At 63.7% G+C, this 14,043-nt stretch carries 7 protein-coding genes; 2 read left to right on the top strand and 5 right to left on the bottom strand.

Features of this window, described 5'->3' with window-relative positions; genetic code table 11:
- Positions 1 to 13: 13 nt before the first annotated feature.
- The 5 genes from Q5H92_RS07315 to Q5H92_RS07295 form a co-directional block, all read right to left on the bottom strand.
- Positions 14 to 3,058 carry a glycoside hydrolase family 2 protein gene (locus Q5H92_RS07315; RefSeq protein WP_305010848.1) on the bottom strand — a complete coding sequence of 1,015 codons (3,045 nt, stop codon included), beginning with the start codon at positions 3,056 to 3,058 and terminating at the stop codon, positions 14 to 16.
- A 301-nt stretch (positions 3,059 to 3,359) separates the two neighbouring features.
- Positions 3,360 to 4,919 carry a RagB/SusD family nutrient uptake outer membrane protein gene (locus Q5H92_RS07310; protein WP_305010847.1) on the bottom strand — a complete coding sequence of 520 codons (1,560 nt, stop codon included), beginning with the start codon at positions 4,917 to 4,919 and terminating at the stop codon, positions 3,360 to 3,362.
- 171 nt (positions 4,920 to 5,090) lie between these two features.
- Positions 5,091 to 8,333: a SusC/RagA family TonB-linked outer membrane protein gene (locus tag Q5H92_RS07305; RefSeq protein WP_305010846.1), complete on the bottom strand. Its 3,243-nt coding sequence runs from the start codon at positions 8,331 to 8,333 to the stop codon at positions 5,091 to 5,093.
- Between the two features lie 138 nt (positions 8,334 to 8,471).
- Positions 8,472 to 8,699, bottom strand: coding sequence for a hypothetical protein (locus tag Q5H92_RS07300; RefSeq protein ID WP_305010845.1), 228 nt, complete (start codon positions 8,697 to 8,699; stop codon positions 8,472 to 8,474).
- Positions 8,700 to 8,848: 149 nt separating this feature from the next.
- A complete protein-coding gene (locus Q5H92_RS07295) occupies positions 8,849 to 9,928 on the bottom strand; it encodes a glycoside hydrolase family protein (RefSeq protein ID WP_305010844.1) in 1,080 nt (359 codons plus the stop codon).
- Between the two features lie 166 nt (positions 9,929 to 10,094).
- Between Q5H92_RS07295 and Q5H92_RS07290 the strand changes: the two genes are divergently transcribed.
- Positions 10,095 to 11,426, top strand: a complete 1,332-nt coding sequence (locus Q5H92_RS07290) for a rhamnogalacturonan acetylesterase (protein WP_305010843.1) — start codon at positions 10,095 to 10,097, stop codon at positions 11,424 to 11,426.
- A 175-nt stretch (positions 11,427 to 11,601) separates the two neighbouring features.
- The gene (locus tag Q5H92_RS07285) at positions 11,602 to 14,019 is read left to right on the top strand and encodes a glycoside hydrolase family 95 protein (protein WP_305010842.1); all 2,418 of its coding nucleotides are present in this window, start codon (positions 11,602 to 11,604) and stop codon (positions 14,017 to 14,019) included.
- The last annotated feature ends 24 nt before the right edge of the window (positions 14,020 to 14,043 follow it).

Raw genomic sequence — 14,043 nt, 5'->3', positions numbered from 1 at the left:
CCGCGCCGCTCGCTCATTTCGCAGCCGGCCCATTCGCTTTCTCATACACCTCCACTTCCACCAGCCCCAGCGTGCCGGGCGGGCCGGCCTGGTCGGTGGCGGCGGTAGCGGTTTTGGGCGTTTCCAGCTCGGTGATGGTGAAGGCGTCTTTGGCCTGCGTCTGGCCGGTTAGCTCGATGCGAACTTTCTGGCCGGTGCGCGGCGGAAATACCGCCGTGAAGTAGCCCAGGCTGCGCTCGGTTTTCCCGTTGAAAACCTCCTGCCCATCCACCAGAATCCGAATTGGATAGGTGCTGCTGCGCCAGCCGGTGAGCTTCATCGCGATTTGGCTGATGCTGGCGGGCCGGGCCAGGGCGTATTCAATCCACGGCCCGGCCTGTTTGCGGTCCGAAATCCATTCCGAAAGCTCATTGTCGTCGAAGCTGAAAGCGGCGTTGGCCGCATTGGAGCTGGCCGTGGCGGTTTTGATGGGCACCGTCACCCGCGAGACGGTGAACGACGGCCCGGCCGGCGTGGGCCCGCGCCCCAACCGCACCGGCAGGTCGGCGCCCGGCAGTTGGGCACTCAGGCCGTTGGCCACCGAAACCGGCTGCGATTTCAGGCTGACCGTGGCGGGTTTCAGGCCTTCCGAAGCAGCGGTGATGGTGATGGTGCCGGCCTGCGTGGTGCTGCGCACGAGCGCGCGGTTCACGCCGCCTTCCACGGGCAGGCTTTTGGCCAGAATGTAGTTGCCGGGCCCTTGCGCCAGGCCGCCGCGCCACTCGGCCGGGCCGCTGAGGGTGAAATTGACCAGGTTGAGGGCCGTGGGGCAGCGGCGGCCCTGGGCATCCACGGCTTCCACCTGCACCAGGGCCAGGTCGGTGCCGTCGGCGTGCAGGCCGGTGGGGCTGGTGGTGGCGGCCAGGCGCAGGGCCACGGCGGGGCCGGCGGTCTGGTGCTCGGCTTCGCTCACCTTTTTGCCGGTGGCGTCGTAGCTCACGGTGCGCAGGGTGCCGGGCTGCCAGGCCACGTCTTTGAAGGTGAACAAGAAGCGGTATTGCTGCTGCCCGAAACCCAACGACTTGCCATTCAGAAACAGCTCCACCTTTTCGCCGTTTGATACCACGTCCACGTTTTTCACCGTGCCAGCCGGGTAGTTCCAGTGGCCGATGAGGTGGGTGCGCGCCTTCTCGGGTTCCACCCACCCGTCCCACATCACCTGGTGGGCGAAGTAGCCGTCCTTGGCAATGCGCAGGGCGTCGACCTCGCCGCTGCGGCGGTAGTTTTCCTCGCCGCGGTAGTGGGTGTTGGTATCAGAAAAGACGATGTTGACGCCGCCGGCGCTGCTACGCGTGCCGGTGCCGGGCCGCTCGTGCCAATAGTCGTACCAGCGAATGACGTCCTCGCGGGCGAACGAGTCCTGGTTGCGGTTGTAGGCGCTGCCATCGGGCTTTTTCTCGGTGGTGTTGGTCGTGACCGAGTGGTAGGCGCTCGGGCCGGCGCCATCCTTGTGGAAGGGCGGCGAAAATTCGTCCCAGTGCTTGCGCAGGGCTTCATCGCGCGAGTATTCCATGGCCCAAAGCGGCTTGGTAGCGCTTTTGTTGATGTAGAGCATCTCGCCGCCGTACTCAGCGGCCGGAATGTCCAGCATCTCGCGCGAGCCGATGGCCCGGCCGCCGTGCGGGTCGTACTGATTCCGAATGTCCTTCAGCTCCTGCATGTGGGCCGCGCTGATGCTCTCGTTGCCGCCCTCGTAAAACAAGATGCTGGGGTTGTTGCGATTGTAGACGATGGCGTCGCGCATCAGCTCCAGGCGCTGGCCCCAGCGGCGGTCGGCCACGTCTTTTTCGGCGTCGCCGGCGGGCATGGCCTGGGGCAGGCCCACCCGGTCGCAGCTCTCGATGTCCTGCTTCCAGGGCGTGACGTGCATCCAGCGCACCATGTTGGCGTTGCCGCTCACCATCAGTCCGTTGCTGTAGTCGGAGAGCCAGGCGGGGACGCCCAGGCCCACGGCGGGCCACTCGTTGCTGGTGCGTTGGGCGTAGCCGTGCACCATCAGGGCGCGGTCGTTGAGCTTGATGAGGCCGTTGGCAAACTCGGTTTTGCGGAAGCCGGTGCGGGTTTTCACCTCGTCAACCACCTGCTTGTTTTCAATCAAGCGGGTCGAAACCGTGTAGAGGTAGCCGTAGCCCCAGCTCCAGAAATGCAGCCCGGCCAGCTTGCCCCGCGCCGTCACCGTCTTCATTTCGCCCGGCGCCAGCGTCGTAGCGCCGCCGCTGAAGGTGCCGATGGTTTTGCCCGCGCCATCCATCACCGCCGTTTCGAAAGTAAACGTGCGGGCGGCCGGAAACTCGTTTTTCACCTGCGCCTCAGCCACCACCGTGGCCCGGCCGCCGGCCACATCAAAATCCTGCGCATACACATACACGCCCGTGGTGCCCAGCACCGAAAACAGCGGCAGCGTCTGGTGCAGCAGGCTCATCACGTGCAGAAACACGTTTTTCGGGATGCCGCCGTAGTTGGCGTTGAAGTTGCGGTTGCTCCACTGAAAGGCCGCGCCACTGGCTTTTTCCTTGTAGTCCCAGTCGCTGTCCGTTCGCACGGCCAGCACGTTGTCGGCCGGGGCGGGCTTCAGGTAGGGCGTCAAATCGAAGCCCACAGCCATCACGCCGTTTTCGGACAAGCCCAGGCGCTGGCCGTTCAGCCAGAACTCGCCCGCCAGCCGCACGCCCTCAAACTCGACGAACACCTTCTGCCCCGCCGCCCCGGCCGGCAGCCGGAAATGCTTGCGGTACCAGGCCACGCCCGTACTCAAATCCTTGATATCCTTGCTAAAGGCCTCGTCCTCGTTCCAGGCGTGGGGCAAGGTCACGCTTTTCCACTTCGCGTCGTCGAAGGCGGCCGTTTCGGCGCCGGGCATATCCCCTACCCGCACTTTCCATTCAGGGTTGAAGTTGAATTTCGTGCGGCCGGCTGGAGCTGGCGCGGACCGGGCAGCGCTGCTCAGGCTCCACAGCAACACAAGCAACGCGGCAGGGCGCCACGCTCTTACAAACCGGCGGAAATCAAGAATCGACATGGATGGGAATTGAAGGACTGGCGCAAATGAAGCCGCCCCCGCTCCGGGCACCGTCCTGTACTGTGCGGTACGCGCCGGCTCCACGCCAAAGCGCCCGGCTCCGGCGCTGCCCGCATGGTGCGAAGCAGCCCCAAAGCCGGGCGCTGGTAGTGAGCGGTGAGCGGTGAGCAAAAAAGAACGTCATGTCGAGCTTGCCGAGACATCTCGCAGGCCGGAGTAAATCCAATCACAAGAAAAGAATTACTACCCCACGCGATATGCTTCGACTGCGCTCAGCATGACGTTCTTTTTACCTCATCACTTAGTACCCCGGGTTCTGGTCATACAGGCCAGGGGCCGAGCTCAGCTCCACCTGCGGCACGGGATAGAGCAGCAGGTCGGCGGTGAGGGGCCGTGTGATTTTATACGTTGGGGGGTTGCCGGTGGGCGGGTCCTCGCGCAGAATCCAGGCGTTCATGGTGGTGAGGGCCAGGCCGGAGCGCATGAGGTCGTTCCAGCGCAGGTTTTCGCCGGCAAACTCGCGGCGGCGCTCCTCCATCAGGCCGGGCAGGTCGATGGTGGTGAGGGCGGGCAGGCCGGCGCGGGTGCGCAGGGGAGTGAGCCGGGCCGCGGCCGTGGCCGGGCTGCCGCCCACGTTGCGCACTTCGCACTCGGCCTTCATCATCAGCACGTCGGCGTAGCGCATCACAATGAAGTTGGTGGCCCAGTCGGTGCGGCTGGTGCCCTTGGCGGCCACGTTGATGTACTTCTTGAAAAACGGCCGGGTGTCGGTGGTGCCGGCGTTGGTGTAGCCCTGCTGGATGTTCACGGCGCGGCGCAGGTCGGTGGCGCTGTACGACACCGTGTTCAGGTCGTTGGAGGTCGGCTTGATTTCGACCGAGCCGGCCGAGAAGGGCAGCGCCAGCGAAGTGTAGTAGCCGTCGGGCGCTACCACGTTCATGAACGACGAGCCTAACGTGCCCGTGCCGTTGGAGATGTACTGCAGGTCGAATATTACCTCCGAGTTGTTCTCGTTGGTGGGCGAGAAAATGTTGGCGTACGTCGACTGCAGCGAGTAAGAAGCCGAAATGGGCGTGCCGGTGCGGTTGATGATTTCGTCGAGCAGCACATTGGCTTTGTCGTACTCGTTGCTGGCCAGGCCCGGGCCGTTGATGCCGTAGGTGGGGCCCGATTTGGTGAGGTACACCAGGGCCAGCAGGGCCTTGGCAGCGCCCGACGTGACGCGGCCCACGCCCAAGGTGGCGCCCACGCCGCTGCCCGTGTAGGCCGCGGGCAGGTTGGCAATGGCCGTGCGCAGGTCGGCCTCAATCAGGGCGTACACCTGCGCCACCTCGCCGCGCTTGATGAGGGCTACTTCCTGCGGAATGAGCGGCTTGTCGATGACGGGCACCTTGCCAAACTTGCGCACCAAATCCAAGTACATGAAGGCGCGGATGAACTTCGTCTCGCCTTCGTAGCGCGTCCGCAGCGAGCCGGTGGCGGCGCCGTTCTGGGCCAGCTGCTCGAGCATGGTGTTGGCCCGGAAGATGGTCGAATAGTCCGACGCCCAAGCATCGGCCACGTAGGGGTTGATGACGAGCAGCGCGGCCGAGAAGTTGTTGATGGGGTCCCAGTCGCGCGAGCCGATGGAACTGACGGCAAACATGTTGTCAGAGCGCAGCTCCGACAACACCACCTCGCGGTCGGGGTAGGCGCGCAGCGAGCTGTAGACCGACGACATGGCCTGGTCGAAATCGGCCGCCGTCTTATAAAAGTCCGGCACCGAGCCGTTCGAGAGCGGGTTTTGTTCCAGGTCTTTTTCGCAGCCGGCCAGGGTCATCAGGGCACAAGCCAAGGATAAGCTGAGGAATATCTTTTTCATGGGGAATTTTCTGAAGGGAGGTGATTGAGTGGGCAACCCAGAACGCCATGCAGAGCGCAGCGAAGCATCTTGCGTGCAGCAGTAATTAGTTACTCTCGCAACGAAGCGGGCAAGATGCTTCGCTGCGCTCTGCATGACGTTCTTTCTGTTTGAGTGCGTCAATCAGCTGATTTAGAAAGTGAGGTTGAGGCCGAAAACCAGGGTTTTGGCCAGCGGCAGCCCGCCGTAGTCGGAGCCCGATACGAAGGTGCCGGTGTTGCCCGTGTTCACGGCGTCGGGGTTGAGGCCGCCGTAGTATTTGTCCTGGCCGAAGAAGTTTTCCGCCGTCACGTACACGCGGGCGCCCTGCGCCACGCGCTTGCTGATGAGCTGGCCCAGGTCGTAGCCCAGCGTGATGGTGCGCACCCGGTAGTAGTCCGACGAATACAGCCAGTCGGTGTTGCGGATGAAGCCGAAACTGCCCGTGGCCTTGCCTTTGATGCCGGCGCCGGGGTTGTCGGCCGAGTACCAGCGGTCGCGCACGCGGCCCAGGGCGTTTTCGAGGTAGCCCACGCTGGTGCGGTCGATGGCGCGACCCAAGGTGGAGTACACAGAACCGCCGTACTGGCCCTGCACCAGGAAGCTCAGGTCGAAGCCCTTGTAGCGCAGCGTATTGGTGATGCCAGCGGTGTAGGTCGGGTTGGGGTTGCCCACCACCTGGCGGTCGTTCACGTCAATTTTGCCGTCCTTGTTGTAGTCTTCGTACTTGGGGTCGCCGGCCGTCTGGTTGCCGAATTTGGCGGCGCCGTTGTCAATATCGGCTTGGCTGAGGATGCCGGTCTGGCGCACCACGAAGAGGCTGTAGATGGGCAAGCCCACTTGCAGGATGTTGCTGGGCGTGTCGAGGCCGTTGGGCACTTCGATGCGCGCATCGCCGGGGCCCAGGTGCACCACCTCGTTCACGTTGTGGCTCACGTTCAGGGAGGTCGTCCAGGAGAGGGCGCCTTCCAGGTTGCGGGTGTTCAATTCCACTTCCCAGCCGGTGTTGCGCAGCTCGCCGATGTTCTGCAGGTTGGTGCCGAAGCCCGAGGCCGTGAGCACGGGCACGTTCAGGAGCAGGTCCTGGCTGTTTTTGGTGTAGTAGTCGAACGAAGCCGTGATGCGGTTTTTCAGCAGGCCGAAGTCCACGCCGAAGTCGATGGTGCGGTTGCGCTCCCACTTCAGCTGCGAGTTGCCCACCTTGTTGGGCGCCTGGCCCGCCGCGATGAGGCCGCCGAAAGTGTAGTTATACGGGCTCAGGGTGGCAATGCTGCTGTAGTCGCCGATGGTGTTGTTGCCGGAGTAGCCCAGGCTGGCGCGCAGCTTCAGGTCGCTGATAACGGTGACCGGCTGCAGGAACGATTCCTGCGAAATGCGCCAGCCCGCCGACAAGGCCGGGAAGATGCCCGCCCGGTCTTCGTAGCCGAAGCGCGACGAGGCATCGCGGCGCACGCTGCCCGAAAACAGGTACTTGCCATCATACGAGTACTGCAGACGGCCGAAGTACGAAATCAGCACGCTTTGCGTCTCCGTGGGGCCGGAGCTGGTCACGAGCACGGCGCCGTTCAGGGTTTTCACCGTGCTGTTCACGAAGCCGCCCGACGAGGACTGGCTGTTGTTGTCGAGCTTGGCGAAGTTGTAGGAATAGCCGGCCAGCGCCGAAATGTCGTGCTTGCCCAGCGTTTTGTTGTAGGTGGCCGTGTTTTCGTTCACGAACGTCTGTCGGCGGTAGGTGCTGTAGGAGCCGCTGGCCAGCGACGTCACCAGGTTGCGGGTGGGCGGCTGGTAGGATTTCGACGTCGACTCGTTGTTATCGAAGTTGAGCGTGGAGCGCAGGTTCAAGCCGGCGATGGGCTGAAAGTCGCCGAACACCGTGCCCAGCGTGCGGTAGTTGCGGGTGTCGCCCGAGTAGTTGTTGATGACGGCAATCGGGCTGGCCGTGCTCACGCCCCAGCGGTAGTTTTCATTCTTGCCATAGGCCGTGTTCACGCCGGCCGAGTCTTCCACCACGGGGGTTTCGGAGAGCAGCTGGTGGAAGCGGTTGTCCTTGCCCTCGATGCCGGGGTCGGTCGAAATCGAGTAAGTGGGCGTGATGGCAAGGCCGAATTTCAGCTTGTTGCTGGCCTTCACCTCCACGTTGGCCCGCACCGAGTAGCGCTTGTAGTCCAGGCCGAGGGCGAAGCCCTGCTGGTCGTTGTAGTTGCCCGACACGAAGTAGTTCACGTTGTCGGTGGCGCCGGAGGCGCTCACCTGGTAGTTCTGGCTCACGCCCGTGCGGAACAACTGGTCCTGCCAGTCGATGTACTGCAGGCCGGGGTGGCCGGGCTGGGCCCAGCGCTCGTCCAGAAACAGGGTGGGCACCACGTCATTGGGGCCGATTTTGGGCGTGGTGGCCGGCAGCGAGTTGTTGTAGAGAAAGCGGCGGAAGGCCGTGCTCTGGTCGGCGGTGCGGGGCAGGCCCCCAGCCGGCGTCGACTTCACCCAGTTGTTGTTGATGATTTCGGTGGCGCGCGCCGTCCACTCCTCCCCGCTCAGCAGGTCGAGCTTCTTGGCGGCGCGCGAGGCGCCCACGTAGCTGTTCACCTGAATCTGGGGCTTGCCGTTGCGGCCGCGCTTGGTGGTGATGAGCACCACGCCGTTGGCGGCGCGGGAGCCGTAGATGGCCGCTGCGGCGGCATCTTTCAGCACCTCAATCTTCTCGATGTCGTTGGGGTTGATGTTGTCGAGCGGGTTGCCGCTACCGAAACGACCGTTGGCGCTGGCCCCCACGCTTTCCAGCGGGAAGCCGTCAATCACGTACAGCGGCTCGCTGCCGGCCGAAATCGAGCCCGCGCCCCGCACCTGAATGCTGAAGGGCCGGCCGGGCACGCCCGACGTCTGCTTCACCACCACGCCGGCCAGCTGGCCCACCAGGGCCTGGTCGACGCGGGCAATGGGCCGCTCTTCCAGCTTGCGGGCGTCCATGGTGGCAATGGCGCTGGTCACGTCGGCCCGCTTCTGGGTGCCGTAGCCCACCACCACCACCTCGTCGAGGCTCTTGGAGTCGTCGGCCAGCTTCACGGTGAAATTGCCGGGGCCGGAGAAAGCCTTCTCCTGCGTTTGGAAACCGATGAAGCTGAATACCAGCGTGCCCGGCGTTTCGGGCACCGACAGGCTGAACGAGCCGTCGGCGTTGCTGGTGGTGCCCAGGGTGGTGCCTTTCACCACCACGGTCACGCCGGGCAGGCCCTCGCCGGTGGGCGAGGTCACTTTGCCGGTCAGCTGCCAGTCGGCGGCCGCGGCGTGGCGGGCAGCCGCGGCGTGCGGCACCGCCGCGGCCACGGCCGGCCCCGCCAGGAGAAACATAGGCACGCAGGCGGTGAGGCGCAAACGTTGCCAGGTGTAAAATTTATTCATATGTGTGGGAATTGGGTGAGACTTTCTACTTAATGGCAGGGTGGAAAGGCGGAACCTGGGTCAATATTAGAAGTCAGGTAAGCCCTCACTCTCCTGTAGACTACTGCTCAAGCGCATTCTAACACGCTACTGCCCTGTTTATGTACTGGATTTGCCAATTCTCCCCGCCACCAAGCGCAGCATGCGGCAGCCGGCCTGGCCCCGGCGGTAGTGGCCGGGCGGGGCGGCGCCCGGCCTGCCCCCGGCTGTGCGCAGGCCGCCAATGGGCGCGGCCCGTGGCACCAGCGCCACGCCGGGCAAAAGGCCGGCGCGGGCAGTTGCAGCCACCCGCGCCGGACCCGACTCACCGCTTCGGCGGAGAACCACTCCGCCGGGCATTACCATTTATACAAACTTCACTATGTTAAGGCGCATTGCCTTCCCGCACCTTCCTGCCCGGCCGGCAAAAAACTGCTTGTAAGGCCATTCCTCATTCCACTTGATGCGTGGGATGCCGGAATACCAACCGCAGGCCCCTACCCTACTTTGAGCACAAACGCCGAAGCCGTCATCTCCTTTCCGCCCTGCGAGGCGCAGAATAGGTACTCCGGTTTGCCGTTGCGCAGCAGCAGCTGCGGCCGTTCGAGGCGGCCGTAGCGCTTGAGCTTGGGCGGCGCGGGCGGCTCCGTCACGCCGTAGTCGCGCAGGGGCAGAAAGGCGATTTTGGGGAAAGTCCAGGTTTTGCCGTCTTCGGATTCGAGGTACAACCCCACTTCCTGGCTGTACACGCCCATGTCGCGGGCCAGCAGGCAGAACCGGCCGTGCTGCCGCCACACAAAGGCATCTTCGAACTGCTTGTTATTGCCCTGCTTGGAAAAGTCGATGACGGGGTTGCCTTCAAATTTCTGGTAAGGGCCTTCCAGCTTATCGGCAATGGCGAGGCCGTACTTGCGGTTGCCGCGGATTTCCTGGCCTTTGGCTTGCTCGTATTCCTGGGTGTTCCAGGACTTGTAGTAGAGCCAGTACTGGCCGTTGGGGTGCTTGATGAAGGCGGGATTGGTGGTGCAGTGGTCGTCCCAGGTGCCGGCGGGGCCGGGCAGCAGCAGGGGCGCACTGGGGCGCGTCCAGGGGCCGTCGAGGGTGGGCGCGATGGCCAGGCCGATGCGCTTGGTGTCGGTGCGACCGTTGGCGTTGCCCATGAAAAACAGGCAATACTTGCCGTCTACGAACTGAATGCTGGGGTTGTGGCAGGTGGTGGCGTCCCAGTGGCCGGGGCCGCGCGGGGCCAGCACCACTTCCACGAAGGTGTAGGAACCCTCGGGTTTTTCGGCCACGGCGTGGCAGATTTCAGAGCCGTTCAGCCAGCCGCCCATGCCCTTGCTGGCCACCCAGCGCGAGAAGAAAACGTGTACCCGTCCATCAGGCCCGTAGATGGGCGAGTTGCACCACACGTAGTAGCCGGGCAGCTCCAGGGCCCGGCCCACCGGCTTGAGGTGCTTGCTGAACTTCGAGAAATCGGCTTTGGGATAATCAATCAGCCGCCCGGCAAAGCCCGCCCAGGCGTGGGCCAGCGGGGCCAGCAGCAGGCCGGTGAGAAAGGTGCGACGGGTGGGCATTCGGGGCGGTCGGAAATTGAAAACGGAATCTGGGAAGGTGACGCAAGAAACCCAGCCGCGCCAGCCGCACCCTCCTGCACTCTGCCGGTTCACTTCATCCATGACAGTGCAGGTAAGCCCCCACAAGCGCCGCCGGTACTTTTAGCCCAACGTCACTTCCCGCCCTATGAAAAAAAGCTTCTTGGCCTTCGGTCTCGGCCTGCTGCTGGCCACTACCGTCGCGGCCCAAACCACTCCCAAAACCACGTTCAAATTCGACTTCGGCCCCGGCCAGACGGCGGCTGGCTACCAGCAGGTGCTGCCCGCGGCGGCCTACTCTCCCACGACCGGCTATGGCTTCGACTTCGGCACGACGGTGGCGGGCGTGGACCGCGGCGGCAAGGATGCGCTCAAAGGCGACTTTGTAACCAGCAAGCAGCCGTTCTATTTCTCGGTGAACCTGCCCGAGGGCAACTACAACGTGACCGTGACGCTGGGCGACCTGAAAGGCGCCAGCAGCACGTTTCTAAAGGCCGAGTCGCGCCGGCTGCTGCTCGAAACCACGGCCACCAAGCCCGGCCAGTTCATCACCCAAACCTTCACGCTCAACGTGAAGAGCCGCCGCATCAGCGACACCGAAACCGTGGCCCTCAAGCCCCGCGAGCTGCGCAAGCTGGACTGGGACGACCGCCTCACGCTGGAATTCGACGGCACCAACCCCTGCCTGGCGGCGCTGGAAATAGCACCCGCGCCCACGGCCACCACCATTTTCCTGGCCGGCAACTCCACCGTAGTAAACCAGGACGACGAACCCTGGGCGGCCTGGGGGCAGATGCTGCCGCGCTTCCTCAAGCCCGGCGTGGCCGTGGCCAACCACGCCGAATCGGGCCTCACGCTGGGCAGCTTCCTGGGTTCGAAGCGCCTGGCCAAGGTGCTGAGCGTGATGAAGCCCGGCGACTACCTGTTCATCGAATTCGGCCACAACGACCAGAAGGACAAGGGCGAAAACGACGGCGCCTGGAAAGCCTACTCCGAGCGGCTGCACCTCTTCGTGCAGGAGGCCCGCAAGAAGGGCGGCATCCCGGTCATCGTCACCTCCACCAGCCGCCGCAGCTTCGGGGCCGACGGCAAGATTGAGAATAGCTTGGGCGACTTCCCCGCTGCCGCCCGCAAAGTAGCGCAGGAGGAGAAAGTGGCCCTCATCGACCTCAACGCCATGACCGCGAAACTCTACGAAGCCATGGGCGTGGAAGAGTCGAAAAAAGCCTTGGTGCACTACCCCGCCAACACCTACCCCGGCCAGACCGCGCCCCTAGCCGACAACACTCACTTCAACCCCTACGGCGCCTACGAAATTGCCAAATGCGTGGTCGAAGGCATCAAAGCCAACAAGCTGGGCCTGGTGAAATTTCTGCGCAATGACACGCCCGCGTTCGACCCCGCCAAACCGGACGCGCTGGCTAGCTGGATTTGGATGGACAGCCCGCGCAGCGAGGTGACCAAGCCGGACGGGAATTAGGGCCGTTGGAAATGCACAGAACGTCATCAAAAGAAAGGTCATGCTGAGCGCAGCCGAAGCATCTCTACCGCGCAAGTAAATGATTGGTCTTCGCGGTAGAGATGCTTCGGCTGCGCTCAGCATGACCTTTCTTTTATTAACCTAACCTCCGGCTACCCTTTCCAGGCCCACCTACATGCCCCGATTCCTTCTCGCCACCTTTTTGCTCTTCGCCTTCCCGCCCGCCTTCGCCCAAACCAAACCCGCCCGCACCCTCTGGTACGACCAGCCAGCCAAAGTCTGGGAAGAGGCGCTGCCACTGGGCAACGGCCGGCTGGGCGCCATGGTGTTCGGCCGCCCGGCCGAGGAGTTGATTCAGCTGAACGAGGCCACACTGTGGACCGGTGGCCCCAGTAACCCCAACCCGAACCCCGAGGCCTTCAGCCACTTGGCCGAGGTTCGCCGCCTGCTCTTTGCCGGCGACAACGGCGCGGCCGTGAAGCTCATGCGCCGGATGCAGGGCCCCAACACCAACGCCTACCAGCCGCTGGGCGACCTGCTGCTGCGCCAGCCACTGGCCGGCCCGCCCACCAACTACTACCGCGACCTGAACCTGGCCGATGCCACCGCCACCACCCGCTTCACGGTGGACGGCGTGAACTATACCCGCGAAATCTTCGTGACCGCGCCGGGCCAGGTGGTCGTCATTCGCCTCACGGCCAGCCAGAAAAAGGCGCTGAATTTCAGTCTTTCCACCCGAAATCAGCTTGATTTCACCAAAGCGGTGGAAGGTAGCCGGGACCTGGTGCTGCGCGGCAAAGCCCGCATCTACGCCGATGAGCGCCGGGCGATGAAGCCGGTCGTGTACAAGGACGAGCAGGGCTGCAACGGCATGCGCTACCAAATGCGCATTCGGGTGGTGAAAACCGATGGCAAGGTGGCAGGCGACAGCATTCTGCACGTTTCCGGAGCCAGCGAGGCGCTGATTCTGGTATCGGGCGCCACCAGCTTCAACGGCTACGACAAGTGCCCCGATAAGGACGGCAAGGACGAAAACCGGGAGGCCCTGCGCTACCTTGATGCCGCCAGTCGTTCAAGCTTCAGCAAGCTGAAAGCAGCCCATGTGAAGGACTACCAGCAGTATTTCAACCGTGTGCAGTTCGCGCTGGCCGGGGCGGTGCCGCCCAACCTGCCCATCGACCAGCGCCTGAAGGCCTACAAAGCCGGCCAGCCCGACCCGGCGCTGGAGCTGCTTTACTTCGATTTCGGCCGCTATTTGTTGATTTCCAGCTCCCGCCCCGGCGGCCCGGCCGCCAACCTGCAGGGCATCTGGAATCCGCTCATCCGGCCCTCCTGGCGCAGCAACTACACCACCAACATCAACCTGCAGATGAACTACTGGCCCGCCGAGGCCTGCAACCTGCCCGAGATGCAGGAGCCCCTGCGCGCCCAGATTGCCCGCTTCGCCAAGAACGGCACGGCTACCGCCACCAACTACTACCACGCCCGCGGCTGGGCCGTGCATCACAACTCCGACATCTGGGCCCAAACCAACCCCGTGGGCGAAGGCACCGGCGACCCCAAATGGGCCAACTGGAGCCTGGGCAGCCCCTGGCTCGCGCAGCATCTGTACGAGCACTACCGCTTCGGCAATGACAAAAAATACCTTCGCAATGAAGCCTATCCGCTGATGAAAACAGCCGCCGAGTTCTGCCTCGACTGGCTGGTGGAAAAGGATGGCTACCTGGTGACGGCCCCGTCCACCTCGCCCGAAAACAGCTACGTGCTGCCCAACGGCAGCAAGGAAGTCGTGACCATTGCCTCGACCATGGACATGTCCATCATGCGCGATTTGTTCGGCAACGTCATCGAAGCCGATTCCATTCTGGGCATCGATGCCGACTTTGCCAAGCTCCTGAAGCAAAAGCGCGCCCGGCTCTACCCGCTGCACATCGGCCAGGCCGGCAACCTGCAGGAATGGTACGGCGACTGGCCCGATGTGGACCCGCAGCACCGCCACGTTTCGCAGCTGTTCGGCCTGCACCCGGGCCGCGAAATCTCGCCCCTGCTTGACGCCCGGTACGCCGCCGCTGCCCGCAAAACCCTCGAAGTGCGCGGCGACGAAGGCACCGGCTGGAGCAAGGCCTGGAAAATCAACTTCTGGGCCCGCCTGCTCGACGGCAACCACGCCTACAAGATGTACCAGGAGCTGCTCAAAGTTTCCACCCTCAACAACCTCTTCGACACCCACCCGCCCTTCCAGATTGACGGCAATTTCGGCGCCACCGCCGGCATTAGCGAAATGCTGCTGCAAAGCCAGCTCGATGACGTGCAGCTGCTGGCCGCGCTGCCTGATGCTTGGCGCACCGGCCACGTTTCGGGCCTGGTGGCGCGGGGCGGCTTCGTGGTTGATATGGACTGGCGCGATGGCAAGTTGATGAAGGCTCGTGTTTTGTCGCGTACCGGCGCGCCGCTCCGGCTGCGCACCAGCGTGCCGGTAACGGTGACAGGCATTGCGGCCCAAACCGTTACCGGCGCGGTGAATGGCCAGCCGCAGTTCGTGACGGCGTTTGCAACGAAGGCGGGACAATCGTATGAAATTGTGGCGCAGTAACGTAGACTCTGCGAGTCCGCGCCG

The sequence above is a fragment of the Hymenobacter mellowenesis genome (assembly GCF_030581005.1).
Lineage (GTDB): Bacteria > Bacteroidota > Bacteroidia > Cytophagales > Hymenobacteraceae > Hymenobacter > Hymenobacter mellowenesis.
This window is presented reverse-complemented; position numbering and strand designations above follow the sequence as displayed.

Coding starts and splice junctions, on each gene's coding strand:
- Q5H92_RS07290 (WP_305010843.1), top strand. CDS start 10,095: ATGAAAAAAAGCTTCTTGGCCTTCGGTCTCGGCCTGCTGCTGGCCACT.
- Q5H92_RS07315 (WP_305010848.1), bottom strand. CDS start 3,058: ATGTCGATTCTTGATTTCCGCCGGTTTGTAAGAGCGTGGCGCCCTGCC.
- Q5H92_RS07285 (WP_305010842.1), top strand. CDS start 11,602: ATGCCCCGATTCCTTCTCGCCACCTTTTTGCTCTTCGCCTTCCCGCCC.
- Q5H92_RS07305 (WP_305010846.1), bottom strand. CDS start 8,333: ATGAATAAATTTTACACCTGGCAACGTTTGCGCCTCACCGCCTGCGTG.
- Q5H92_RS07295 (WP_305010844.1), bottom strand. CDS start 9,928: ATGCCCACCCGTCGCACCTTTCTCACCGGCCTGCTGCTGGCCCCGCTG.
- Q5H92_RS07310 (WP_305010847.1), bottom strand. CDS start 4,919: ATGAAAAAGATATTCCTCAGCTTATCCTTGGCTTGTGCCCTGATGACC.